The sequence below is a fragment of the Actomonas spartinae genome, from assembly GCF_051209155.1.
Taxonomy (GTDB): domain Bacteria; phylum Verrucomicrobiota; class Verrucomicrobiia; order Opitutales; family Opitutaceae; genus Actomonas.
This window is the reverse complement of record NZ_JBPJGB010000001.1, coordinates 588,839-615,392: the sequence shown is the minus strand read 5'-3', so window position 1 is coordinate 615,392 and position 26,554 is coordinate 588,839. Positions and strand designations below refer to the sequence as shown.

Here is a 26,554-nt window from a genome sequence, read left to right as displayed (position 1 = left end):
GCGCTTTTCCGGCGACGACCGCCCCTCGTCAGGGGTATTTGCCTTTAAAGCAAGCACTTGAGCGTTCCGATGTTATCCTTTTACAAGGTTAATGCAAATAGATGTCAGCCTTGCCTTGAGACTTCAAATCATTCATACCCGCTAGCATGAGTCGTCAGCTCTCCATCCCGGCCCTCGCGAGTTTGTTCCTCGGCACCTTCGGCTTCGCCAACGAAACAACGGAACCTTCGACCGCCTACTGGACCGGTGAGAGCGACAGCAGCGACAATTGGTCTGACACCGCCAATTGGGCCGGCGGCATCACGCCCCTGTTCGACGGGACCACCTACGTCTATTTCCCGGGTGCCTATTTCTTTGAAAGCAACGAGGGTTACGCCCTCTACAGCGGCGACTTTCACGTCGCGCTCGATACCTCGCCCTACGTGGCGGCGCTGTATTTTGAGGGTGGCAGCGACTACACCTTCGGTCCCGACTACTCAGAGATCTTCTCCGCCAACCTCACGGTGCTCGACTATGTCGAACTGGGAGAAGGTTTCTACTACGGCGCGCCGATGGTCGGCGCGGTCAGCGACCCCTACTACGACTACGATTATTACACGGAGGTCTACTTTGACCCCAGCGTAACGATCCATGCCGATGGCACCGATTGGTATGTCGCCTACAACGGCGAGATCGAAATCGCCGGCCAACTGGCCAGCTCCAGTCTGATCGCCAAATACGGCGACGGCATGCTGCTGCTTTCCGGCGATAACAGCTCCAGTCTTTCCGGCGAGGTGCTGCTCGTGAACGGGCTGCTCGGACTCGGCCAAGACACCGCTCTCGGCACCGCCACCCTCACCATCGGCGCGCGCGATGACGTCGAATATTTTTATCCCGCTCTGGTCGCCGTCGATGGCGACCGCAGCATTGGGAACAACGTCACCATCACCAACGCCCTCGAAATCTACGAAGACGGTTTCGACGAGCACGAACTCACGTTCACCGGCACCGTGACCCTCGCCGGGAACACCAACATCGAAAATTACGGCGGCCTGCTTTCCTTCGACGGCAGCATTGTCGAACAGACGCCCGGCAGTCATGTCGCGGTCACCGGTGACCGCCCGGTGATCTTCGCCGGCGACACCGGCTTCACCGGCGGACTCGACGTCGATAATGGTGCGGTCGTGTTCCTCGGCGGCGCGGCCCTCCCCGCCGCCGGCGATTTCACCACCACCACGACCGGCTACATCGGCCTTATCGAGAGCAGTATCACGGACCAGCTCACCTCGATGGCCGCCTTCCTCAGTCATTTCGACCCGAGTAACAACTACGGCACCATCGGTTTCGACACCGATCCGTCGTCCATGTCGGTCAACAGCTACGCCGGCGACATTGATCTCACCGGATTCGACCCATCCCTGTCCATCGGCTCGCTCACCGTCGCCGAACTCACCGGCACCATTACTCCCGCCGGCTCCAACTATCGCTTCGGCAACGGCGGGGGTGAGCTTCGCATCGGCACGGCCCTCACGGACGCCGCTGCCCCGGTGACCTTCGGCGCGATCGGGGGACTCACCGCTTCCGCGGTTGGGGTCAGCGAACCGCGCGGCGTGGAGGTCTTCTCGACCTACAACAACCCCCTCACGGTTTACCTCAATTCCAGCAGCAACAGCTTCTCCGGTCAGGTCAGCGTGCAGGATTCCGCGCTCATCTTCGGCAATGCCCCCGGCACCCTCCCCGCCGCCGCGACGCTCATCACCTATGGCGGCGGTTACATCGGCATCCAGGACACGACCGTTTCCGTGTCCGACTACCTGTCGCAGTGGAGCGACGGGCTCATCGAGGGCTTCATCGGCTTCGACTCCATCGACCGCGAAACCCCGCGCACGATCACCGATACCATCGACCTGACCCGCTTCACCGCCGGCAACGGCTACTTCCTCGCCACCTCCACCAACGTGAAGCTCACCGGCGACATCCTTCTGCCAGGCTCCGCCGACACGTATCGATTTGCTGGTTACAAGGGCGGCAAGCTTGAGGTCGCGACCAGCCTGACGGACGGCGAGAGCCCTGTTTCCGTCCACATCGGCGACAGCGGCATCGAAGCCACCGGCTATTCGGCGAGCGCCACCCAGCAGTCCCACTCCGGCGTCATCCTCAGCGGCAACAACTCCTACAGCGGCGGCACCTACTTCGCCAACGGCGGCCTCATGGTCACCAACGACAACGCCCTCGGCACCGGCACCCTCCACGCGGTCGGCAACGGTTGGGGCATCACCGGCGCCCTCATGGAACGGGTCTACCCCAAACTGAATCCGGAGGAATTTCCTTTGCTCATCGCTGGCGCGGAAAACCTCAACCTCGCCAACAACATTGAGCTCTCGGGAAACCTGGTGGTGAAGACGCCGTGGGAAACCAACGACTCCAACCTCACCCTCTCCGGCGACCTTTCCGGTAGCGGCGCGCTCTACAAAACCGACTCCGGCACCCTCAACCTCAGCGGCGACAACAGCACCTTCTGGGGCGGACTCTATGTCGCGGCCGGCACCGTGAACATCAACTCCGACACCGCCGCCGGCACCGGCCCCATCGCCTTCGGTGGCGGCTACGGCCAACAGGTGTATTTCAACTCCGCCAACCCCACCATCGGCGGCCTGCTCGACGTCGTGGATGACGACGACTATTACATGTCCTCGGCCTTTGTCTCCCTGGCCAGCGGCACCACGCTCACCATCGATCCCAACGGTCTCGAACTCGAGTTCTCCGGCACCATCTCCGGCGACGGCAGCGTCGTGATCACCGGCGAGGGCGAACAAATCCTCAGCGGCTACAACACCTACACCGGTGGCACCAGCATCAGCAACGGCGCCGATGTTTTCGCCGGCGCCAACAGCTTCGGCCAGCCCCTCAGCGGCAAGCCCGCCGTCAACGTAGCGGGAGCCCGCCTCTACATCACCGACGATTCCGGCGATGTGACCGCCAACGTCACCTTCGGCCCCGGCGGTGGCACCCTCGGTGGCAACGGCCGCTTGGTATTCGACAACACCCTGAGCTTCGGCACCGACACCAAACTCGCCGCCGGCTTCTCCGTCGGTCAGCTGCAGCTCGACGGTGCCGTGGAGTTCCAAAGCGGCGGCACCCTCGAGGTCGAACTGGGGAGCTCGGGCAGCGACGTGATCGCCGACTACGTGCAAGTGCAGTCCCTCGCCATCACCTCCACGGCGGTGGATCCCTTCACCTTGTATCTGACCAATGAGAACGGCGTCGTGCCCTTCAGCTTTGATCCGAGTTCCAGCTACAGTTGGCTCATCCTGGGAGCGACCACCGAGATCACCAACTTCGACCTGGCTTTGATCGATTTTCAAATCGATCCAAACCTCCAGACTTTCGTGGGCGACGGCTTCTTCACACTCACCTTCCAAAACTCACCCGGCTTCGGGCTCAACGAATCCACCCTCAGCAGCGGGCTCATGGTGAGTTTCACCCCGGTGCCCGAGCCCTCCACCTACGCGCTCTTTGGCTTGGGCCTCACCATCGTGGGCTGGCAGGTCTGGCGCCGCCGCCGGCACGCCTGAGCCGGCCCATCGCGAGCGAGTGAACTTGATGTCACTCGCTCACCTTCAAAGCCCGATTCGCTTTAGCGCCCGAGCAAAGTCTGGGCGCGCTCGACCAGGCCGAGGAACTCCTGCCGCCGCCCTGCCGGATCAAACGACAAGGCCTGCTCCGCCCAGCGACGCACATCGGCCAGCGACAGCAGGCCGCGATACGGCGAGTCCCGCAGCACCAGGCCAAATCCGGCCACCGCACTCGCGAAACGAAAATCCTCGGACGCCGCCGCAAAGGCCGTTTCCCGATCTTCCAGTGGAAAGCTCCAGGCCTCGCTCACACTGCCCTCGGGACGCTTCGCCCGCACGTGCACGACCAGCAGTTCCTGATCCACGGCTGCACCGGTCACCGGCACCCGCGTCTGATAGCGCAGCTCCGCATCATCGGTTGCGACGACGGCCGACGCCGAGGTCGGCACCACTTCATAAAGGGCGGTGACCGTGTGGCCGGCGCCCATTTCGCCGCCATCCTTGGCGTCATCGGCAAAGTCACTCGCGCCCAGCGCGCGGTTCTCGTAGCCAATAAGTCGATACATCGCCACGCGGCGCGGATTGAACTCCACCTGCACCTTCACGTCCTTGGCCACGGTCGCGAGCGTGCCTTCGACCTGCTCGACGAACAGACGCCGGGCCTCGGCCGCGGTGTCGATGTAACCGTAGTGGCCGTTGCCGCGGTCCGCCAAGGTCTCGAGCGTATGGTCCTGCAGGTTGCCCATGCCGAAACCGAGCGCGGTCAGGAACACGCCCGTCTGCGCCTTCGCCGCAATGAGCCGCTCGAGCTCACCGTTGCCCGTGATGCCCACGTTGAAGTCGCCGTCGGTGCACAGGATCACGCGATTGATACCGCCCTCCACAAAGTGCGCCCTGGCCACATCGTAGGCCAGCTCGATGCCGTTGCTGCCATTCGTCGAACCACCGGAGCGCAAACCATTCAAAGCCGTCTCGATGGCCGTCCGATTCGCCACCGGTGTCGAGGGCAAGGCCAGTCCCGACATGCCGGCATAGGTCACGACGGCCACGCGGTCGTCGGGCCGCAGTTGCCCCAGCAACAGGCGCATGGATTGGACCGCGAGCGGCAGTTTGTTGGCCGCGCCCATCGAGCCCGACACATCGAGCAGAAAGACCAAGTTGGCCGGCGCGCGCGTCGCATTGGCGACCTCGCGGGCCTTCAGGCCGATGCGCACCAACTTGTGGTTCGGCGCCCACGGCGCCGCCGCGACTTCAAGATGAGCCGCAACCGGCGCCCCGTCAGACGCAGCCGGCGGCGTGTAGGCGTAGGTGAAGGCATTGACCAACTCCTCGATGCGCACGGTATCGATCGGCGGCGGCAGGCCTTGCATGATAAATCGACGCACGTTGCTGTAGCTCGCGGTATCCACGTCCACCGCAAAGGTGGACACGGGCTGACTCTGCGGGCGCGCCCACCCGTGTTCCGCGATCGCTGCATAACCCTCGCGACTCACCGGCAGCGGGGCCGGCGGCGGGGCCATCATGACCTTGGCCGAATCGACCAACTGAGTGCTGCCAAAAGACCTCGCCGTCGACCGCGCAGTGAGGTCGGAGCGCACGGTCCGGACCAATGAATCCGTCACGTCTTGGCCACCCAACTCACCCCCATACGGCCTCGCGGCCGCGGTCATCGGCACACTCAACTGACTGGACACCACCAAGGTTCCTTTCGGCGCCTCCGGCTCCAGACCCATCTTTTCCATCGTGCGATCAACCGAAGTGCGCATCGCCTCCTCGCGGGAAATTTCGACCAGCATCGTGGGCAAATTCACCACGTCCTCCGGCACCACGGGCCGGGCGGACGACTGCACCACCGCCGAATCACCAGCAGGGGCCACCGTCGCTTGATCACGCGTATCGACGACCAAGGCATCGGTGACCGCAGCCGGCGTGTCTTCGGCGGCATCCCGTTCGAACTCGGCCGATTCCTCCGCGGGCACGTCGACGACATCAGCCACCAACACGACCGCGCCACCTTCACCCGCGGACACGACATTTTCGCCCGCGGTGGCGACTTCCGTCGGCGCCGGACGCAGGTCCAGATCATAGCGGATCACCTCTTCCTGCGGTGCCAGCGACACATCGCGGTTGTGCACCACCATCAGCACGGCAAAGCCGGCCGCCATCAAACCCGAGACCCAAAAGACCGGGAAACGCAGCACCTTCTTCGGCGTGAAAGGGTAGACCTCATCCTTGAGCTCAGAAGAGGAAATCGGCTCGACCACCGGCAGCACCTCGGCCGCCAGCGCGCCTTCGAGATCTCCGACCATTTCCCGCACCTCATCAACCGCCGCCATCAGCGCAGGATCGGCCGCCACCACCGCGGCGATCGCGAGCGCTTCGTCACCTTCCAGTTCACCCAACGCAAACGCGGTCAGGCGCGGGTCGTCGGGCGTGATGTTCATGTCTTTCATTGCTGTGTCCTTATTTGAAAAAATGTCTGCGCGCGGTCAGGGGCGTTGCATCGCCATCTCCTGCCGCAGCTTCTTCACCGCCGTGTGGATCAGGAATCCCACGTTGCTCACCGAGAGCTCGGTGATGCGGCTGATCTCCTTGTAGCTGAATCCGTTTTGGAACTTCAGCCGGATGACCTCCTGTTGGTTCGGCGGCAGTCGGTCGATCAGATCGAGCACCGCCGCCCGGCGCTCCTCCGCTTCCAATTCGCGTCCGGGTCGGGCTTCGCCGGCGCGCACTTTCTCCACTTCGCCTTCCGCAAAGGTCCTCATGCGCCCCTCCTTGCGCAGGACATCCAGCGCGCGGTTGCGGCACACCGTGTAAAGCCACTCGACGACGTGTCCGTTGACGCGATCGGGCGGCTGCCGCAACAGCCGGACGAAGGTGTCCTGCACCACATCGCGCGCCCGTTCCTCGTCGCCGCCAACCAAGCGGGTGGCATACCGCAACAGCGGCGCTTGGTGCTCTCGCACGGCATCCTCAATCCAGTTTCCTGCGTTTTCATCCTTCACGGTCGGGTTCATGTGACCAGCGCAGGTTTAAACGGAGGGCCGTGCCTTTTCTTAGAGCGAACGGTTCATTTTTTCAGGCTGAACCCACCTGGCATCGATCAGGGTTGCTCCGGGGGCGTGCCCGCTGCCGAGAGGCGCGCGTCTTCGTAAACCTGGGCAAACGCCGCCGGAACCAGCGGCGCCACCAGAATGAGCGGCAACAACAACAACAAGGCGGCGGCGATGTTGATCACGACAACGATGATTGCCAATCCGAGCAAGGACCAGAAGCGCATGCCGGTGATCCGCCAGCTCAGTTTGAAGGCGTCGATCACACCCATCGACTGATCCATCAGAATCGTATGCACGAGGCTGAAACGGGCCGCGAGCAAGGTGACCACCAAGCCCAAGATAAAAATCACCACGAAGAAGGCCGCGCCAGCCGCTGGCGCCATCGGCTCGCCGCGCTCAATGGCTTCCAGACTGAAGCCAAACGGCAACATCAGCAGGAAGAACCCGATCGCCACCACGATGCCCACCGCCAATTGCAGCAGCGCCACCAGGGCCAGACTGCCAAATCGCTTCCGATAGCCGTCAAACACGGTGTCGAAGCTCGGCTGCTCACCGCGAGATCGGCACAAGAAGAACCACGACATGCCTGCCGTGAGTTGCGGCGTCACAATAAAAGAGGCCGCGAGCCCGATGATCGGCACCATGCCGGCGACGATCATGATGAGCGACGCGACCAACACCACGCCCAGCGCCAGGAGGTAACCGTTGGTCATATTGCGCCAGGTGCGACGGAGCCCACCCTCGACCGAAAAGCTAAAGCCATTCTCGCGCAACTTGGCCGTAAATTCCTCCAAGGACCAATCGGTCGACGCTTCGCCAGCGCCTCCCGCCGCAGTATCGCCGTCAAACGCCGGCGTTTCCGGCGGCGGCCCGGCCTCGCCACTCACCTCTGGCAGAGTCGTGTCCGCCGCGATCGTGCCCCATGCCACCCAGTTGGGCAGGCCTTCCCGCCAGACGAGGGTTTCGGATGTCACGGTGCCGGCCGCCACCAATCGGGCGAAATCTTCGAGAGAAACCGGGCCAAATCGCTGACCGTCCAAGGCGTAGAACCATTGCATAGCTGTAGGGGGTTGAGAGCTCGGCTCGGAGTCCATCGCGCGTCCACCATTCTCGCAAGCATCAACACCGCCCGGGACTTGCGGGAATCCGATGAGAGACGTTGCCTGTCATCATGCGGTTCCGTTCTGTCGCATTCCTGAGTCTGCTCACCCTCGCTTTCGCCACCGGCGGTTGCGGCCCCCGTGTGACCGTGGTCGAACAGGGCAATCGCGACGGCGTCCTGCACCTCGCCATCACCGACGAGCCCGAAACCCTCGACCCGCACCTCGCCATCGCGCTCAGTGACATGCAGGTCATCACCGCGCTCTTCGAGGGCCTCACCGCCATCGACGAAACCACCTCCCGCGCCGTGCCCGCCGCCGCCGAGTCGTGGGAGGTTTCGGAGGATGGTCTGTCCTGGACCTTCCACCTGCGGCCCGAGCTCAAGTGGTCCGACGGCACGCCGATCGATGCCCAAACCTTTCGCGACTCCTTTGTGCGCGTCCTCGCCCCCCCGATCGCCTCGGAATACGCCTACGTGCTCGATCCGATCAAAAACGCCACGCGCTTCAACGCCGGCGAGTTCCCCGACTTCGTCGCGGTCGGCATCAAGGTGATCGACCCACTCACCCTGCGCTTCGAGCTCGCCGCCCCCAACCCGGCCCTGCCGGCCATCCTGTCGCTGCCCGCCGCCTTTCCCGTGCCGTTGCACGTGCTGCTCGACCAGGGCGGCACCATCAACCGCGCCAACCCCTGGGCCCGTGTCGGCACCCTTGTGGGCAACGGACCCTTTGTGCTCACCGAGTGGTCCCCCGACCAACACCTGCGGGCCGAGCGCAACCCGCACTTCCGCGACGCCGCATCGGTCGCGCTCAACGCCGTCGTCTTCCACCCCTACCCCAGCGCCACCGCGCAGGAGAACGCCTTCCGCGCCGGCCAACTGCACCTCACCTCGACCGTGCCACTCACCAAGATCGCCGCCTATCGCGCCGAAGATCCCGCCGCGCTCCGCCTGGATCCGTTTCTCCAAACCGCCTTCATCCGATTCAACACCACGCGCGCGCCGCTCGACGACGTCCGCGTCCGCCGCGCCCTCACGCTCGCCATCGATCGCGAGGCCCTGGCCGACCACGTGCTCACCGGGGGCGAACAACCCGCCCCGCGCCTCACCCCACCCGGCACCGCCGGCTACACCGCCGCGACGCCGTTGCGCTATGATCCGGACGCCGCCCGCGCACTCTTGGCCGACGCCGGTTTCGCCGAGGGCAACGGTTTTCCTTCCCTCGAGGTCATCACCCGCCCCCGCGAAATCGACCGCCAGGTTCTCGAAGCCATCCAGCAGATGTGGCGCCGCGAACTCGGCATCGATATTCAGATCGCAGTCAAAGAACAACGGGTCTGGCTGCGCGAGGAACGTTCCCTCAACTACGATCTCTCCAACGCCGCTTGGATCGGCGACTACATCGATCCCGCCACCTTCCTCGACTTGTTCGTGACCGATGGCGGCAACAACGCCACCGGCTGGACCAATCCCGACTTCGACGCCGCCCTGGCCACCGCCGCCCGCGCCACCACCGATGAGGCCCGCCTCGCCGCCTATCAGGAGGCGGAAACCATCCTGCTCCGCGAGCTGCCCCTCACCCCGCTCTACCACGGCACCCAACCCTTCCTCATCCGTCCGGAGGTCGCCGGTTGGCCCCCCGCCTTGCTCGGTTTTCATCGCTACCAAAACGTCCGCCTGAATGCGCCCGCCGCGGCCGAGTGATGAATGAAATCAATCGCCGCGCGGCGCGGCACACAACCTGCACCATGCTTGCCCCCAGCCCGCCTCTATGTAAGGTGCTGACCCCCGCATGCGCCGTTCGTTTTTCGCTGTCCTCCGTTTCCTCGTATTGATGCCATCGGCATGGGCCGCCGCCGATTCCGTGGAACTCGTGCGCGTCTGGCCAGGTTACCGCGATGCCGCCAGCTTCACCCGCCTCGGCGAATATTTCGGCGCCTCCCCCGATGTCATCAACCAGCAGGCCCTGCGTTCTCAGCCCGACGCGCGCGGCGGCTACTACTGGCTCATCCGCACCGATGCCGCCCAGGCCGAAGCCGATGCCACGCTCACCTTGACCGTGATCCGGCCGGGGGCGACCGCGCCGGAGACCCACACCTTCACGCTCGACCTTCCCGCCGGCAGTCACGCGTTGAACGCCGGACTCACCGGCCGCGACTGGATCGACCCCGAAGCCCAACCGGTCGCCTGGCAACTCACCCTCACCGCCGCCAACGGCACCCCGCTCGCCTCCGCGCAAAGTTTCCTGTGGACCGACTTCACGTCCACCCCCTGATCCCGAACCTGCTCACCATGTCGGACCTTTTCTCCCGCTACGACACCGGCCCCTTCTACGACGAAATGTTCACCGCCGAAGGTGAACCACGCCCCCACTATCAGCGCCTCTTCGAGCGTTACGCGCGGCTCAACGGCATGACCGAACTCGGCCAGCGCCAGAAGACCGCCGACAAGACCTTCAAGCGACGCGGCGTCACCTTCACCGTCTACTCCGACAAGGCCGGCACCGAGAAGATTTTCCCCTTCGACCTCATACCGCGCATCATTCCGGCGCACGAATGGGACCATCTCGCCAAGGGCCTCACGCAGCGGATGGTCGCCTTGGACATGTTCCTCCACGACATCTACCACGACCAGCGCATCGTGAAGGAAGGCGTCGTGCCGCGCGACCTCGTCGAAAGCTGCGCCCACTTCCGTCGTGCGCTCGTCGGCGTCGACCTGCCGCTCAACCGCCACGTGCACATCAACGGCACCGATCTCGTGCGCGACCAACACGGCACCTACCGCGTGCTCGAGGACAACCTCCGCACCCCGTCCGGCGTCAGCTACGTGCTCGAAAACCGCCAGGTCATGAAACGGGTGTTCCCCAACTTGCTCCGCCAATACGGCGTGCGCCCGGTGTCGAACTACCCGTCCAACCTGCTCGACCTGCTCACCTCGCTCGCGCCCGATGTCGCCGAGCCCACCGTCGTCCTGCTCACCCCCGGTGTCTACAACTCCGCCTACTTCGAGCACGCCTTCCTCGCCCGCCAGATGGGCATCCAGATCGTGGAGGGCAACGACCTCGTGGTGCTCGACGACAAGGTCTACATGAAGCGCACGCACGGCCTGCAACGCGTGCACGTCATCTACCGCCGCATCGACGACGATTTCCTCGACCCCACGGTTTTCCGCAAGGACTCGCTGCTCGGTGTGCCCGGCCTCTTCGAAGCCTACCGCAAAGGCAACGTCGCCCTCACCAACCCGGTTGGCACCGGCATCGCCGATGACAAGGCGATCTATTATTACGTGCCGGCGATGATCAAATTCTACCTCGGTGAGGACGCCGTGCTGCCCAACGTCGACACCTTCCTCACCTCGGAAAAAAAGGAACTCCAATACGTCCTCGATCACCTGCCCGAACTCGTGGTCAAAAGCGTCAACGAAGCCGGTGGTTACGGCATGCTCGTCGGCCCCAAGGCGACCAAGGAGCAGATCGAGGAATTCCGCGCCAAGATCATCGCGCATCCCCGCAACTTCATCGCCCAGCCCACCCTCGGTCTTTCCCGCGCGCCGACCGTGTGTGGCGGCAAGACCATTGAGGGCCGCCACCTCGACCTGCGGCCTTACATCCTCTACGGCGACAAAGTCCGCATCATGTCCGGCGGCCTCACCCGGGTGGCCCTCACCAAGGGCTCGCTCGTCGTCAACTCCTCGCAGGGTGGCGGCTCCAAGGACACCTGGGTCCTGGCTCCCACCGATACCGCCGATTCCCCCGTCACCGAAACCGGCCGCGAGAAGATCGCCATCTAAAGCCCCCGCCGCGTCATGCCCACTTCCGCTCTCATTCTCGACGAATCCACGCCCGCTTCTCGCACCGGCATGCTCAGCCGCGTGGCCAGTCTCATCTACTGGACCGCCCGCCAGCTCGAACGCGCCGAAAACACCGTGCGTCTGGTCGACGTCAACGCCCAGCTCGTGCTCGACCTCGAGGCCCGCCGCCACGCCGACGATCCTCGCGCGTGGGAACCGCTCGTCTTCGTCACCGGCGACGACGAGGGCTTCCACAAGCTCTACGGCGACAGGATCAGCGAAGAGACGGTCGTGAAATACCTGCTCTTCGATCGCGAGAACCCTTCGTCCTACGTCTCGTGCATCGCCGCCGCCCGCGAGAATGCCCGCTGCATCCAGGACCAGATCGCGTCCGAAATGTGGGAGACGCTCAACACCTTCTACCACGAGCTCTCCACTCACAGCTACCGCACCTACCAAAAGCTCGGTGCCGGCGAATACCTCGGCCAACTCAAGCTGCACATCCAACAGCTCTATGGAGTCGCCGAGTCCATGCTCCCGCGCGACGAGGGCTGGTGGTTCTACCTGCTCGGTCGCTACCTCGAGCGCGCCGACAACGTGTCGCGCATCATCGACATCAAATACTTCATGATCCTGCCCGACCTCCATGAGGTGGGCTCGGCCCTCGACATCGTGCAGTGGGCCTCCGTGCTGCGCTCCTGCTCCGGCTTCGAGGCCTTCCGCCGCTCCAAGCGCGGTCAACTCACCCTCGAACGCGCCGTCGACTATCTGCTCTTCGACGACGAATTCCCACGCTCCATTCTCGCCTCAATCATCTACGCCGAAAACTGCCTGCGCAAAATCACCGCCGAGCACGAAGACGGTGACCAGAACCCCGTGCTGGAGATGATCAGTAAACTGCGCGGCCATTTGGAGAACTCCGCGGTGACCGCGATCATCGCCGACGGCCTGCACGAATACCTCGACGACATCCAGGTGCGCCTCAGCGAGACCCACTCCGCGGTCCACCAAAACTTCTTCGACTACAACGTCTGAAGGCAGGGCGGGATCACCGATCCCGCCTTCACGTGACTCATGCCCCTCGCCGCCGCCTGGACCCCCTGGGCGCCTCTGCCCGGCTCCCCCGCCTACACCCCGGCCGGCCTGCGCGAACAACTCGACGGCGGGCAGGCCTTTCGTTGGTATTCAGATTCTGAAGACACCTGGATCGGCCAATGGAGCACCCATGTCGCGCGCCTGCGACTGAACCAAACCGCCCTCGAATTCTCCCTGCCCGATCCCGCCGGTCTGCCCGCCCTGTGTCACTACCTGGCCATCGACAACGAGACTCACGATCGCAGCATTGCCGCCCTGCCGCTCCTCACCGACCCGCACCTCGCCACCTGCCACGCCCTCAACCCCAGCCTGCGCATCCTGCGCCAACCCTTTGGCGAAACCCTGCTCGCCTTTCTCTGCAGCGCCACCAAGCAGATCCCCCAAATCAAACAGATGCTGGCCCTCCTCGCCCAGCACCTCGGCACCACTTGTCACGTAGGACGTGACAAGTTTCACCGCCTTCCCACCTGGGAACAGCTGGCGGCGGCGAGTGAGGCGCAGTTACGCGCCTGCCAGCTCGGCTTCCGTGCTCGCTACATCAAACAGACCGCCGACTTGATCGCGACGCAGCCGGGCTGGCTGAACGAGACCGCCGCGCTGCCCTACGCCGCCGCCAAGATCCGGCTGCTCAGCCTACCCGGCGTCGGCGAGAAGATCGCGGACTGTGTGGCGCTGTTCGGTCTCGGGCACCCCGAGGCCTTTCCGGTCGATACCTGGATGATCAAGGCCATGAGCCGCCGCTACGGCCTCGATGGCTGGAGCCCGTCCCAAGTCGCCCATTTTGGTCGCGTGCACTACGGCCGCACCGCCGGCCTCGCCCAGCAGTTGCTCTTCGCCTGGGAGCGCACCCACGGCGGCCGGTAGGGCGGGCTCGCCGAGCCCGCCGTGCCATCCCGCTCAGCTTTTCGCGCGCTGGATCAGCTCCACCTCGTAGCCCTCCGGGGCATCGATGAAGGCGATCACCGAGCCGCTACCGGTGGTGGTCGGACCATCACTCAGTTCATAACCCGCCGCCTTCACCTCGGCGGCAAACTTCTCCAGGTCCTCCACCTCGAAGGCGAGGTGCATCAGGTCCTCCTGCACTTGCACCGACGGCGCGCCGTCCGGCATCTGGCAGATCTCGATCTCTTCATCGCTGTTGGGCGTGGCGAGAAACACGAGCTGAGCGCCACGCGGCGAGGTGTGGCGGCGGGACTCGGTCAGACCGAGCGCCTCGGTGTAAAACTTCACCGTGGCTTCAATGTCGTTCACGCGCATGCGCGTGTGGAGGAGTTTCGTGACGTTTGGCATGGAGCGGTTAACCTACCCCAAAATCCAACCGCCGCCACTGCTTTTGCCCACGAAACACCCGAAAGGGCACGAAATGTTAAGCCTGGTATCTTCCCAGATTTCGCGCCCTTTGGTGTGTTTCGTGGGCCTCAACTCCCCCCTACTGCGTCGTCCCCGCCTCGAACGCACCGATGACGCGGCTCGTGCCATCGGGAAAGGTTCGCGCCAGCACTTCGATCGTCGCCTTGCCGCGCGCGTTGGGCGAGTAGCCCACCAGATTCAGACTCGGCAACGCGGCGCCACTGCTCTCGTAGAGCACACTGGCGCGTCGCCGCACCCAGCGCTGCAAATCCTCCAGCTCCGCATGCTCGGTCGGCCGGCTCGGCCGCGATGGCCCCGGTCGCGACGGCGCGCCGCGGTTGCCCCCTTCCCGCACCACCGGCGGCAGTCCCTGCGCTTCCCGCTCAGCCTTGATCCGATCGCGCTCAGCCTGCCACGCCGCGCGTTCCTGCTCGTAGACGGCCATCTCGCGCTTGCCTTTCTCACTGGCCTCGTAGCGGGCGCGCGCGACCTCGTAACTGTCCACCCGCTTGCGCCAACGCTCATCCTCCGCCGCCTTGCGGGCCAAGCGGATCGAAGGCGTGCCGTCCGTGATCATGAAGATCAGGTCCGCGCGCTGCTCCAACGCCGCCGCCAGCGCCAGATCCATGCGTGAGGTGCCGCCAGCGCCGTCCCAATCGACCAGCTCAGGCGCGTAGTTTTTCCGGAACGTTCCCCGCTCACGAATCTTGCCGTTATCGAGACGCCAATACGGCGCGATCCACGCCTCCACCTGTGAGGTGTTGTCCTGCGTGGCGACCACCATGCGCGGCGCGTAAAGGTCCACTTCGCGTTCAAAGACAACGACGTTAAAGAACGTGCCGGGCGAAAGGCCCTGCACCATCTTCACCAACTCCGCTTTCACGCGCTCATATCCCGGCAGGTCGCCCCGTTCCGGTTCCACCATCGAAGCGCCGGCATCCACGATGAAGCAAACGCGTTCGCCCTGCTTCTTGATGCCGAAGAAATCGACCGCTGACACCCCGATCGCCAGCGATCCGCCACCGCCGCCCAACGATCCAAGGCCCCGCCCGCGCCCGGCGCCTGCGCCCACCACGACCGGCGTCCCACCCAAAGCCGAGGTGCCAAAGGCGCCCCCCGGACTGTCGAAGGACTCCAACGACTGCGACAGGAGGTTGTCCAGCGCCCCTGCGGTTTGACTCGGCGGCCGCGTGCTCTGCTGCTGCAACTGCTGCATCGCCACCCGATACTCCACGTTGGCCGGAGGCATCCGCTGCGCCGGCGGCGGAGAAGAGAATGTCGCATCCGCCGGTTCGGTGTAACGGTAGATTTTGAAGCCGGCCACCACGAGGCCCACGAGCACGTGCACCGCCACGCTGATGGCGATGACCCAGAACAAGGTGCTGCGTTTAGTTCGCGGTCGAGCCATCGACGTCACTCGAGGTTGAAGGACACGAGCTCGATTTCCGCCACGGCACAGGCGTTGAGCACGTCGATGATGCGTTGATGCCGCGCCTCGTCCTCCGGCAGCACGACGACAAATGCCGGCACCTGGGCATCGTCAGCAGCCTGCCGAAACCGCGCCAGGGTGCGCGTCAGCGTCGGCAGGTCTGAACTCATCGCGTCGTCCACCTCCAGGCCGTTCAACAACACCCGCCCATCCGCCAGAATATCGAGCACCTGCTCTTCGGGCATCTCGAGCGGCTCCTCCTGCTCCACCCGGCTGGGCAGTGACATACTGATGTCCGCCTCCTCTTTCACGAAGGCCGCCGTGACCATGAAGTAGATCAACAGCAGAAAAACGATATCCAGCATCGAGTCCAAAGAGAACCCTTCTTCGTCAGCAAACAGCTCCCGGTCGGCCTTCATCCGCCGCCCTCCGTCTGGAAGGATGAGAAGATGATATCGGCGATGCCGGCGTCGCGGCAGACTTTCATCACCTGCTTCACCAGACCGTAGCTGTTGGAACGGTCGGCCCGGATCACGATCTTGGCCTTTGGGTCGTCGGCCAACCATTCGCGCACATCCACCGCCAACTCGTCCAAACCGACCGCCCGCGATCCCGCCCACACCTGGCCGTCGATCGTAATAGAAATCATCATACGACCCTGCTGGTTTTCCGCGATTGCCGCGTTCACCGCCAGCGGCAGCTCCACCTCGACCTTTTCTCGCGTCACGTAGGTCGCAACGATCATGAAGAACGCAATGAGCTGGAAAACGATGTCCATCATCGGCGTCATGTCGAAACGCGCGTCATCCACGCTCTGTTGGCCGATCTTCATTTGGTCCGCATCGCGTGCGTCAGCGAGTGGTGCAGGTCGCCGCAGATCCGCGCCAACCGCGAGGTGAGCCGGGCGTAGCGGCTTTTGAAAAAGAAGAAGGCAAACATCGCCGGGATGCCGACGACCAAGCCCACTGCCGTGGTGATGAGCGCTTCCGAAATGTTGTCGGCCAACAACTCCGGTTTGCCCATGCCGCCCAACGCGATGTTGCGGAAGGCTTTGATCATGCCTGAGACCGTGCCGAGCATGCCGACCATTGGCGCCAGCGTCGCAAGAATTGAGAGGTAGCTGATCACGCCGAAAGGTCCGGCGATCTCTTCCACCGAGGCTTCCTCCATCGCCTTCTCGACCGCTTCGGCGTCGTAGGCGCCGTCCTTCACCCGCGCCAGACCCGCCACCGTGATATTGGCCACCAGGCAGGGCTGCTCCTCGCAAATCGCACGGGCGCTGGCCACGTCGGCCTGCTCGAGCCGTTCGTTCAATGCCGCGGACACATCAGGTCGCAGCAGCGTCTTTTCACGGATCGCCATCGCGTTGAACACGATAAGGCCAAAGGCCGCCATCGAGAACAGGGCCAAGGGATACATCGCCCAGCCGCCCTGCGCCCAGAGCTGCCCCAGGCTCACGTCCCCGCCCGCGCTGGTGGCCGTGCTTTCCTGCGCGCGCAGGATCGCCGGCACCAGCCCCGCCAGCAGCAGCCAGCGCGTCACCCTCCACCATTCGATTCGATTGGTTTTCATAAAGTCCGTGCCTCCTTCGCCTCCGCCAACCAGCGGGAAGCTGGAAATTGTCGCCGCAGGTGAGCCACGATGCCCTCGGCGGCCCTGCCGTCGCCATTTTCCCGATACGTCGCTGCCAGCACCGCGAGCAACTCCGCCCGCCACTCGCCGGCGCCACCCGCGCCGACGAGCGCTTCCGCCAAAACGTCCAGTGCCGCCCGCAGGTTGCCAACCTGGCGCGCCAAGCGACCGGCCAGCAGGCGATGCAGCGCGCCCAATTCCGTGTCCGCCGCCGGCGCCTTCGCCACGCGCAGCACGGCTTGGGCCCCGAGGTCACTGCCCCGATGCCAATCGAGGTAGGCCAGCAACAGATCAAAGCGCCGTCGCTCGTCCGCGTCGGCGCCGACCCGGAGCTTGTCATACAGCATCGCAGCCTCCGTCCACAGCCCATCCCGGCGCAGTTCAGCTGCCATGCCTTCGGCGGTCGCCCGACTTTCCAGTTCGCCGACCAAAGGCGGCGCGATCCACCAACGATCCAACACCAAACGCAGCTCATCCCGCCGCTGCGCGGTCTGCAGGCCCCGCGCAAGGGCGGCGCTCTCCGCGGCATACTCCCGCCCCGCCAACTCGGCATCCAGGGCGAGCCATACCGCGAGGGCGTCCGACCACGCGCGTTCCCGCACCAGAAGCCGGAGATACAGGCGCACCGCGGGCCCGGCGTTGGACTCCGGCACGCCGGCAAATGGCACCAGCGCCGGCACACTCTGCCGCAAGAGCAAGACCGCTTCGCCCGCTCGCCCTGCCTCGGCCATGCGCCGCGCCCGGCGAAAGTCATCGGGTAAAAGAAACCGCAAACCACGCGCCTCCTCCGGCGGCACCAAGGCTTCGCCTTCCGGACGATCCTCCGGCACGAGCCGCACCCTCCCCGCCGCATCGAGCCCGAGCACCCACATCAGCCCGCCATCGTGATCGCCCCAGCGGGCGCGCAACGGCTCGGCCGTCCAGCCGGCGGATGCGATCACTGCAAACGTCAACAAGCTGCGCGGTTTCATGACCCCAGGGCCTCCAGCCGCGCCCGCGCCGCGCGCGCGGCACTGGTTTCGCCCAAAGCGGATTGCCGCAAAAGTTCCCGATAGGTTGCCACCGCATCGCTGCCCCGCCCCAACCGCTCCAAGGCCATCCCACTCGTGAGATACGCTTCCGCCGCCCAATCAACCACCCCGCCGTAAAGCACGTAGACCCGCTGACAGAATCCGAAGGCCTTTTCGAAGTCACCGGATTCGAAATAGGTCAGGCCGATCTTGTAGTTGGCTTCCGCCCACGCCGCACCGCGCCACTCCCGCACCCGCAAGACCGAACGATAGGCCGCAATCGCGTCGGCGTAGGCGCCCCGCTCACGCTGAAGATCGCCCTCCCGCAATCGGGCGAGCCTGGCCTCCGGCGCGGCCGGAAAATTCTCCGCCACATGTTGCCAAGCCGCGATGGCCCCGAGCCGGTCCCCTCTCCCTTCGCGCACCTCCGCCAGCAGGCACCAGGCCTCGGGAGCGAAGGGCGCGAAAGGGGCCAACTCCACCGCTCGCTCCAATTCCAGCTGGGCCAACGCCCCATCGGCCGCGCGTTCGTCACGCGCCGCCGCCAGCAGCACGGCAGCGCTGGCGTCGGCCAGGTTCTCGCGCGTCACGCGTGACAAACCGACCGCGTTGGCGGGCGCCACCACGCGCAGCGCCGTGGCCAACCGCAGCACCAGGGTGCTTTGTTCCCGCGACCGCGCGATCGCAAGGGCGTCCCGCAGCACGCGCTCACTGGAGCCGCCACGCACCGCGCGATAATGGTCGTCAAACTCCGCCAACATGAGATCGGGCCCGGTATCGCGCGGGTCGTTGCCGAAGCGCAGGATCGACTCGATCCAGAGGTCCAACATCGCATCCGTCCGCCCCAGCCCGACCTGCGCCCGGCCGAGTTGGAAGATCGCGTCGCCGGCGCGACCGTCCGCGCCCCACCGGCGCAGGTAGGCCTCGAACCACTCCGCCATCTCCGCCCAGCGCTGAGCCGATGCCAGCAGCCGACCGGCCTGAAAGACCGCGTGATCGATGTAACTCTGATTTGGTGGCGAGAGCATCGCGCCGGCGTCGCACGCGGCCGCGTAGGCGTTGAGTGCGGCCTCGGTGCGCCCTTCGGCGGCGGCGAGATCGCCCAGCAGCGCCTGCGCTTCGCACACCAGACGACTATCGGGGAAATCCTCGACGAAGCCCTCCAGCTTCAATCGGGCGCGCCGATAGTCCAACAGTCCAAACCAACACACCCCCACCCGATAGTGGGCATCCTCGGCGTAACCTCCGTTTGGATACGTCGTGAGGATATGCTCAAAGTGGGCGAGCGCCGGCTGAAACCGGCCGGCCAACAAATCGGCCATTGCCAGCCAGTAGGCCAGACCATCGCTGAAGCCGTGGTCCGGATACGCTTCGAGCATCGGCGCGAGCTGCTCCCGCAGGCCTTCCGCGTTGCGCTGGTCCAACAAGGTCGAACCGACCAGATAGATGAGTTTGGGCGCTTCCTGCAGCAGCGGATCGAGTCGCACCCGTTCCATGAAGGCGGCGGTGAGCTCCTGCACCTCCAATCTATCGCCCGCGCGCAGGGCGGCTTGCAGCAGCTCATGACCGACGGCGCCGATGAAGCGAGTGAACTCGGCGGTGCGTAAGTAGCGGCGGGCAGTCCGGCGCACCCGCTGGTCGAAACCGGCGGCGGCCGCGGTCTTCACCTGACCATAGACGGCCTCCTCCACAAATCCGTCGATCGTGGCCGACTGCTCCAGCCGCACAAAGGCCCAGTAAGCCTCAAACATCCGCTCTTCGGCGAGGTAACATCGGGCCACGCGGAAATCCAACGCCTGGGTGTAGTCCGCGACCGGTTTGCCGACATCCGAAGCATCGGTCGCCGCGGCCTCTGTTTCACCCAGTTGCCCCAAGCGCGCCACCGCCTGCGCAAGGTCGGCCTGCACTTCGACGAGCCGATCCGTCAGCCAGGACACGCCACGAATCCGCGCTTCCTCGGCTTCCAGTCGCGCCTGCTCCCGCCGCCAATAGTCGCGCAGCTCGGCCGGCCGCAGCACCAGTTCGTAGAAAAAGAGCGCCTCGCCATATTGGCTGCTTTGGTAGAGCTCGTCGCCACCGCGCATGAGCGCGAGGTTGAGCGCCAAATCGTGGCGGGTGCGGCCCATGCCACCGGTCAGTTCAGGCAAAAGGTCCATCGCGGCCGCGAAGTCGTTGGCCGCCATCGCGGCCTGCAGGCGATAAGACGCCGCCTTCGCGACCTTCTCGCGGGCCGCCTCCGGGTCGAGCAGCCGTCGGGCCACCTCGTGCAGCGCCGTGAAGACCGGCGCTCCCGCCGCCCAATCTCGCTCGGCATACACGCAGTCGGCGAAATGCTCCCAATAGAGCGCCTGTTCCGGCAAACCGAGCGTTGCGGGAGGCCAACGGCGCTGGAGCTCTTCATACAAGGCACGGGCGTCCGCCAAGCGGCCCTGGTAGTAGAAGGCGTCGCCGCGATACAATTGAGCGGTGACCGCTTGGGGCGACTGCGGATAGGCGGTGACAAATTCCGCCAACGTCGCGGCCGCACCGGGCAGGTTGGCGGCCTGCAACTTTCCCAGACCAAGAAAATACAGCACCTGCTCGCGAGCCCGGAGGGCGGCGGTGTCAGTCGACTCACGCAAACGTCGGTTCAGCTCGGTGAGGAAGGGCACCGCCTCGCCCCAGGCGCCGCGCTCAATCTGGGCCTGCGCACGTTCCTGCAGGACCGTGGTCGAAAGTTGGGCCGGTTCCTGAGCTTGGACAACAGCGAGGCCGGCTGCCATCACCATCAACCAGTGCCTGATCAGGGGGGCCCACACGGACCTAGAGGAAGGTCGCTGGGCGCTTCGCTCGCAATCGTAAACCCGGCCTCACCTGGTCTTCACTCGGTCAAAAAGCCTCCCTCGATCGCGCCCAAACAAAAAGCCCCGGCACGCACGGAGCGTGACGGGGCTTTGAAACGAACGGCGGTTCGTTGGAATCAGTCCGCTTTACGGAATCTCGTAGACCTCGATCAGGCCGATACCGCTGGAGCCACCGGCGCCGGTGAGCTGGAGGGTGTAAACACCCGGCTCAAGGCTGATGACCATCGCGGCGTCCTTGCTGCCCTCGGTGAGCTCAAAGGCACCCGTGGCGGCGTTGGCCTCGAGGACGGCGGCAGCGTTGGTGCTCCAGTCGTCATTGCTCGCGACCTCGGTCTGACCCGACAGCAGCTTGATCTGCGGATCAGCCACGGTGCCTTCGACCCCATAACCACCGAGCGTCGGACCGACGCCGCGGAGGAGGAGGCGCTTCGGCACCGAACCACCGACCACGAAGCCGGCGACGGCGGTCTGGTCGCCGGAGCCCACAAACGCGCGGGTCGAGATGTTGAAGAGCTTCTGGCCCGGGGACGGGCTGGAGAGGTCGTAGGCCTCAACAATGACCACACCTTGGCCTCCATCGGCGCCACTCACCTGAGCCGAGTAAAGGCCCGGGGCGAGGGTCAGGAGGAGGGCGGCGTCGGCATTGGCCTCGTCGAGCGGGAAGGCACCGGCGAGGTTGGCGGCGGCGGCAATCTCGTCCTTGTCGGCCGAGGCAGCCCAGCCGCTGTTGGAGGCGATGATCTCACCGTTGTGGAACAGCTCGAGCTTGGGCTGGGCGAGGACGCCGGAGACGAACTCGGCGATACCCGGGCCCACGGCGCGGATGAGGACCGGCTTGGAATCTTCACCCGTGATCACGAGACCAGCGTAGGTCTGAGCGAAGCCGGTGCCGGTGTAGGCACGGGAGGAGATGTTGACCAGGCGTTGGGTGGCGAGCACGTCGTCATCACCACCGGAGAACTCGATGGTCTCGTTGGTCTCGTTGTCGACAACCTCGGCGGCGATGGTCGCGGACACGGCCGAAACCGTAGCGGTGACCGTCTTGTTCTTCACCGTGGTCACGGCGATAGCGCCTTCCTCGGAGACCGTGCCGACGCCGGCGTCACCACCGGTGGAGGTCTTGGTCACCACGAGGGCCTTGCCGCTCGGCGAGACGATCGTGACGGTCACGGCATCGCTGCCGCTGGAGCTGGCGGTGTAGACGCCGGCGACCGACTCGGTGTTCACGCCGACTTCCTTCTCGGCGCTCATCGAGAGGCCGGGGACGCCGGTCACGGTGCCGGAGAGCGAACCGCTGTCGGCAATGGAACCGGAGAAGGTGACCTCGGCGAAGCCTATGGCCGGGCTGCCGATGATCGAGATGCCACCGGGCTGGTCGGCACCGGCGACCCGAGAGGTGCCGGTGGAGGCGGTCTCGGAGGTGACGGTCAGGCTGAAGCTGCCATCCGGGTTGACCTTGACGGTGCCGGAGACGTAGAGGCCAGCGGCTTCGTCGAAGCCGGCGAAGGTGCCGGTGTTGTCCTCCTTGATGACGAGCGCGAAGCTGCCGCGGCCTTCACCGAAGGAGCCGAAGTAGGTGCCGGCGTAGACCTTCTCGAGCACCGCGAGGCGGGCATTGCGGGAGGTGACCGAACCGGCGTCGTTGGTGACGACGACGGAGTAGGCACCGGCGTCACTCAGTTTGAGCGAGGCAATGGTGTAAGTCGCGCTGGTGGCGCCGGCGATGTCGGTGCCATTCTTGCGCCACTGGTAGGTGGGAGCCGGCACACCGGTCGCGGAAACCGTGAAGGTGGTCGAATTGCCCACGCCGAGGGTCTTGTCCTTTGGCTGGCCAGTGATGACCGGAGCGACGTCGGCCGCAGTCACCGTGACCTTCACCAAGCTACTGGAGATGGAGCCTTGGGAGTTGCTGACCACCACGTCGTAACGAGCGGCGTCAGCCGTGGCAGCCGCGGCGACGGTGAACGAGGCGCTGGTCGCACCGGAGATGGCGACACCGTTCTTGCGCCACTGGTAGGTGGGCAAGGGGTTACCCTCGGCGACCACGGTAAGCGTGAAGGCCGCACCCGAACGCACGCTGGTGTCGCGCGGCTGGGTGGTGATGGTCGGGGCCTTGAGCTGCTTGTTGACCGTGAGGGTCGCGGCAGCGGAGGTGGCCGAACCGAGGCGGTTGGTCACCGTCACCGAATAGTCACCGGCGTCATCGAGCGTGAGCGGGTCGATGGTCAGCGAAGTGCCGGTGGCACCGCTGATGTTGGCCCCGTTCTTCTTCCACTGGTAAGTCAGCGGAGCGGCACCGGTAGCGGCGACGGTGAAGGTGTGCTTGCCACCGACGACCTTGGTGCTGCCGACCGGCTGGGTGGTGATGACCGGCGGAGTGTTGACCACCACCACGGCACCGGAGGAGATCACCGAGCCAGCGGCGTTGGTGGCGCGGGCGGTGTAGGTGCCGGCATTGGAAGCCGAGGCGCTCGTGATGGTGTAGCTCAGGTCGGTCGCGCCGGAGATGGCGGCGCCGTTGCGGAACCATTGCACGGTCGGGGTCGGGTCACCGCCCACTTCGATGGTCATGGTGTGCGACTGGCCTTGGTCGAGCGTCGCGCCTTCCGGCTGGAGCTCGATGGACGGCAATTGCACAACCGTGAGGGTGACGGTGGCGGTCTGGACAGGTTCGCCGATGCCATTGCTGGCGACCAAGTAGAACTGGGTGCCCGAGTCCTTGAGCTGGACGTCGGTCAGCACGAGCTCGCCGGTGGTGACATCGGGAATCGTCTCCGCGGTGGAGCCACCCGGGACAATGCGGAACCAGGTGAAGGTCGGTTCAGGATTGGCGGCACCTTCGGGGGCGAAGGTGACGGTCGAACCGACGGAGGCGGTGACGTCGGTGAGGTCGGTGGTGATCTCAACCGGGAACTGCACGTCGAGGTCGGCGGCAGCCGAGGTGTCGGAACCGAACTCATTGGTCGCGACGACCGTGTATTCGGCATCGTCGGTGCGGGAGGTCGGATCGATCGTGAGAGAGGAATCGGTCGCACCGGAAATGGCCACGCCGTCCTTGAACCATTGGAAGGTCGGAGTCGGGTTGCCGGTGAACTGGATGGAGAAGGTGACGGGGTCACCCTCGAGCACGGTTTGGCTTTGGGGATCGACCGTCACGACCGCCTTCTCGTTGACCGTGAGGGTGGCGGTGCGGGAGGTCACATCACCGCCGATGCCATTGTTGGCGACCAGGTAGAACTGGGTGCCGTTGTCATCGAGGGTCAGATTCGTCAGGACCAAGTCGGCATCGGTCGCGCCGGAGATGGGCTCAGGGGTCGAGCCGCCAGGCGGAATGCGGAACCACTGGTAGGTCGGCTCGGGCTCGGCGACACCTTCAACCGAGAGGGTGACGCTTTCGCCGACGCCGGCAGCGACGTCGGCGAGGTCAACCGTGATCTCGGGAGCATACTGCACGACCAGTTCGGCCTCGTTGCTCTCGGCGGTGCCGAATTCGTTGGTGGCGACGAGTTGATAGAAACCGGCTTGCGCGCGAGTGACTCCGGTCAGTTCGAGGGTATCGCTGGTGGCACCCGAGATGTCCGTCATCGGCGTTTCGGCGTTCGGGCTGAACTGCCACTGGAGGGTCGGCGTCGGGTTGCCGGTGACGGTGGCGGAGAAAGTGGCGCTGCCGTCTTCGACCACGGTGACGCCCTGCGGGTGCGCCGTGAAGGCGGGCTGCTCGTTGACCGTGAGGGTCACCGTTTCGGAGGTCGTGGTGCCGATGGAGTTCGTGACCTCGACGTAGTAACCGGTCCCGTTGTCGGACGCCTGCACATTGTCGAGCGTGAGCATCGCGCTGGTCGCACCGGAAATCATGGTGCCGGAACCGCCGCCCGCGGGAACGCTATACCATTGGTAACCGGAGATCGCGGGCTCCGCTTCGGCCGTCACGTTGAACATGACTTGACCGCCGACCCCGGAAACTTGGGGTTCCGGCTGCTCGCTGATGAACGGAGCGTATTGGACGACGAGCACGGCCACGTTACTGGTGACCGAACCGGCGGCATTGCTAACGCGCACGGAGTATTCGCCGGCATCGGAGGGAGCGACGCTATCGAAACCAAAAGTGCTGTCGGTCGCCGCAGCGTCGGCGATATCGACCCCATTCTTGATCCAGCGGAAGGAAAGCGTCTCGGAGCCGGTGAACGAAACGGAGAAGGTAAACGGATCACCGGCGGTGACGGTGCCGCCGACAGGCTGGGCTGTGATCTGCGGTGCCTCAACGACGGTGATAACCGCCGCCGAGCTGGTGACGTTGCCCACATCATTCGTGACGACAACGGTGTAGGAACCGGCATCGGCCGGGGCGACGTTTTCCAGCAACAGGGTCACGTTGGTCGCGCCGGAAATGTTCTGGCCGCCCTTCTGCCACTGGTAGGTGAGCGGCGCGGCGCCCGTGGCGACCACGCTCAGGGAGTAGTCGGAGCCTTCGTTGACCTCGGCGCCCATCGGCTGGGTGGTGATGGACGGAGCGGCATTGATCGTCAGAGCCGCCTCGGTGCTGGTGACAGAGCCTTGGCTATTGGTGGCGACGACGGTGTAGACGCCGGCGTCGGACGTGCTGACGCTCGCAATCGTATAGGTCGCGCTGGTCGCGCCGGAAATGGGAGAGCCGTCCTTGCGCCACTGGTAAGTCGGCACCGGGTAACCGGAAGCCTCGGCAGTGAAGACGACTTCGGAGCCTTCATTGGCAGCGGTCGGGTAAGGCTCGATGAGGAAGGTCGGCGCGGAGGGCTGGGGAGCGACCACGACCGGAGTCATGGCAACCTGCTGTTGGGTCTGACCAGTCAGCGTGTAGAGGAAATTCGCCGCGATCGTTTGTTCCCCAGACAGGCCCGGGCCGTAATTGACGACAAACTCGAACGAACTCGTGGCCGTCAGCTCTTCAAAATTGGTGTAGGCGTAGCCGATCGTGCCCGTCTCGCCAGAGCTCGGGCGCACATCGGGACGGAATTGGCTGAAGGTGGTGCTGGCGTAGCTCCAACCGTCCGGCAGAACGAACTGGAGGCCCATGGCGGCCATGGTGCCGACCTCATAGTTGACCGTGACCGTGAAGGTCACCGAACCACCATTGGCGTCGTAGGTGGAGGTGGTCGTTTCGAACGAAGCGCTCTGACCGAACGCTCCGATCGAGGCTGCGAGACTGAACACCGCAGCAGCGATCCATTTGGATTTTGGCATAAGTTTCATGTGACTAGGATGATGAATAGAGATTCTTTCCAGGGGTTGGTTGGGGTCCAAAAGCGTCTCAAGCCCGCCACCCTGACGTAATCGTCACAGGTGTGAATCTTCCGGGCAAACGAGGTCCAAAGGGGCCACTAAGTCCAAACACCATTGTTCCGGAGCATGCAGATCCGGGGCAGTTCGCAATGGGGGCAGACGACAACACGGCGCGACTCTCAAGGAACGCTGAACGCTCCGCAAGTCCGATTGCTCCGCGCTTGTTGGCCCCAAGAATGCGGACCTCCACCGGCCGGCGGCGTCGAAAAAGGCGTGCTGGGGCTAGGAACATGACACCCATATGTTTATGCTAAACATTGGCAGGAGAAATCCTCGCACGCAGGCAAGATCGGATGAGTTCTCTTGGCTTTGGGGAGGCGGATTTAGGGAATGCACCTAGAGCGCAATGAGCATTCGAGTTCGCGGAACGCATGGCAG

The 26,554-nt window shown here is 64.7% G+C and carries 17 protein-coding genes; 6 read left to right on the top strand and 11 right to left on the bottom strand.

The window, feature by feature from the left end:
* Positions 1-146 precede the first annotated feature (146 nt).
* Positions 147-3,554: a beta strand repeat-containing protein gene (locus tag AC0MRV_RS02395; protein ID WP_472762826.1), complete on the top strand. Its 3,408-nt coding sequence runs from the start codon at positions 147-149 to the stop codon at positions 3,552-3,554.
* 62 nt (positions 3,555-3,616) lie between these two features.
* On the opposite strand, the gene AC0MRV_RS02390 is transcribed toward AC0MRV_RS02395, so the two are convergent.
* The 3 genes from AC0MRV_RS02390 to AC0MRV_RS02380 form a co-directional block, all read right to left on the bottom strand.
* Entirely contained in the window at positions 3,617-6,007 is a 2,391-nt protein-coding gene (locus AC0MRV_RS02390) for a vWA domain-containing protein (RefSeq protein ID WP_472762825.1), read from the bottom strand.
* A 36-nt stretch (positions 6,008-6,043) separates the two neighbouring features.
* On the bottom strand, positions 6,044-6,571 hold the full coding sequence (locus tag AC0MRV_RS02385; protein ID WP_472762824.1) for an RNA polymerase sigma factor: 528 nt from the start codon (positions 6,569-6,571) through the stop codon (positions 6,044-6,046).
* An 86-nt stretch (positions 6,572-6,657) separates the two neighbouring features.
* On the bottom strand, positions 6,658-7,668 hold the full coding sequence (locus tag AC0MRV_RS02380) for a GYF domain-containing protein (protein WP_472762823.1): 1,011 nt from the start codon (positions 7,666-7,668) through the stop codon (positions 6,658-6,660).
* A gap of 113 nt (positions 7,669-7,781) precedes the next feature.
* Here AC0MRV_RS02380 and AC0MRV_RS02375 point away from each other — a divergent pair, with 113 nt between their 5' ends.
* The 5 genes from AC0MRV_RS02375 (at position 7,782) to AC0MRV_RS02355 (ending at position 13,457) form a co-directional block, all read left to right on the top strand.
* The gene (locus tag AC0MRV_RS02375; RefSeq protein ID WP_472762822.1) at positions 7,782-9,413 is read left to right on the top strand and encodes a peptide ABC transporter substrate-binding protein; all 1,632 of its coding nucleotides are present in this window, start codon (positions 7,782-7,784) and stop codon (positions 9,411-9,413) included.
* A 130-nt stretch (positions 9,414-9,543) separates the two neighbouring features.
* Positions 9,544-9,984, top strand: a complete 441-nt coding sequence (locus tag AC0MRV_RS02370) for a hypothetical protein (RefSeq protein ID WP_472762821.1) — start codon at positions 9,544-9,546, stop codon at positions 9,982-9,984.
* Between the two features lie 17 nt (positions 9,985-10,001).
* Entirely contained in the window at positions 10,002-11,498 is a 1,497-nt protein-coding gene (locus AC0MRV_RS02365) for a circularly permuted type 2 ATP-grasp protein (protein WP_472762820.1), read from the top strand.
* A 15-nt stretch (positions 11,499-11,513) separates the two neighbouring features.
* Positions 11,514-12,533 carry an alpha-E domain-containing protein gene (locus tag AC0MRV_RS02360; RefSeq protein ID WP_472762819.1) on the top strand — a complete coding sequence of 340 codons (1,020 nt, stop codon included), beginning with the start codon at positions 11,514-11,516 and terminating at the stop codon, positions 12,531-12,533.
* A 39-nt stretch (positions 12,534-12,572) separates the two neighbouring features.
* Positions 12,573-13,457 carry a DNA-3-methyladenine glycosylase family protein gene (locus AC0MRV_RS02355; RefSeq protein ID WP_472762818.1) on the top strand — a complete coding sequence of 295 codons (885 nt, stop codon included), beginning with the start codon at positions 12,573-12,575 and terminating at the stop codon, positions 13,455-13,457.
* 33 nt (positions 13,458-13,490) lie between these two features.
* Here the strand turns inward: AC0MRV_RS02355 and AC0MRV_RS02350 are convergent, their stop codons facing one another.
* The 8 genes from AC0MRV_RS02350 to AC0MRV_RS02315 form a co-directional block, all read right to left on the bottom strand.
* Positions 13,491-13,883 (bottom strand): VOC family protein, encoded by a 393-nt coding sequence (locus tag AC0MRV_RS02350; protein WP_472762817.1) that lies wholly within the window; start codon positions 13,881-13,883, stop codon positions 13,491-13,493.
* Positions 13,884-14,022: 139 nt separating this feature from the next.
* Complete coding sequence (locus AC0MRV_RS02345) at positions 14,023-15,351, bottom strand: hypothetical protein (RefSeq protein ID WP_472762816.1); 1,329 nt, start codon at positions 15,349-15,351, stop codon at positions 14,023-14,025.
* A 5-nt stretch (positions 15,352-15,356) separates the two neighbouring features.
* Positions 15,357-15,791 carry an ExbD/TolR family protein gene (locus AC0MRV_RS02340; protein WP_472762815.1) on the bottom strand — a complete coding sequence of 145 codons (435 nt, stop codon included), beginning with the start codon at positions 15,789-15,791 and terminating at the stop codon, positions 15,357-15,359.
* Positions 15,788-16,204 carry an ExbD/TolR family protein gene (locus AC0MRV_RS02335; RefSeq protein ID WP_472762814.1) on the bottom strand — a complete coding sequence of 139 codons (417 nt, stop codon included), beginning with the start codon at positions 16,202-16,204 and terminating at the stop codon, positions 15,788-15,790. The genes AC0MRV_RS02340 and AC0MRV_RS02335 overlap by 4 nt, the downstream gene beginning before the upstream one ends.
* The gene (locus AC0MRV_RS02330; protein ID WP_472762813.1) at positions 16,201-16,944 is read right to left on the bottom strand and encodes a MotA/TolQ/ExbB proton channel family protein; all 744 of its coding nucleotides are present in this window, start codon (positions 16,942-16,944) and stop codon (positions 16,201-16,203) included. Before AC0MRV_RS02330 ends, AC0MRV_RS02335 begins: the two co-directional genes overlap by 4 nt.
* On the bottom strand, positions 16,941-17,975 hold the full coding sequence (locus tag AC0MRV_RS02325) for a hypothetical protein (RefSeq protein WP_472762812.1): 1,035 nt from the start codon (positions 17,973-17,975) through the stop codon (positions 16,941-16,943). Before AC0MRV_RS02325 ends, AC0MRV_RS02330 begins: the two co-directional genes overlap by 4 nt.
* The gene (locus AC0MRV_RS02320) at positions 17,972-20,812 is read right to left on the bottom strand and encodes a tetratricopeptide repeat protein (protein ID WP_472762811.1); all 2,841 of its coding nucleotides are present in this window, start codon (positions 20,810-20,812) and stop codon (positions 17,972-17,974) included. Before AC0MRV_RS02320 ends, AC0MRV_RS02325 begins: the two co-directional genes overlap by 4 nt.
* Positions 20,813-20,983: 171 nt before the next feature.
* On the bottom strand, positions 20,984-26,077 hold the full coding sequence (locus AC0MRV_RS02315; RefSeq protein ID WP_472762810.1) for an immunoglobulin domain-containing protein: 5,094 nt from the start codon (positions 26,075-26,077) through the stop codon (positions 20,984-20,986).
* Positions 26,078-26,554: the final 477 nt, after the last annotated feature.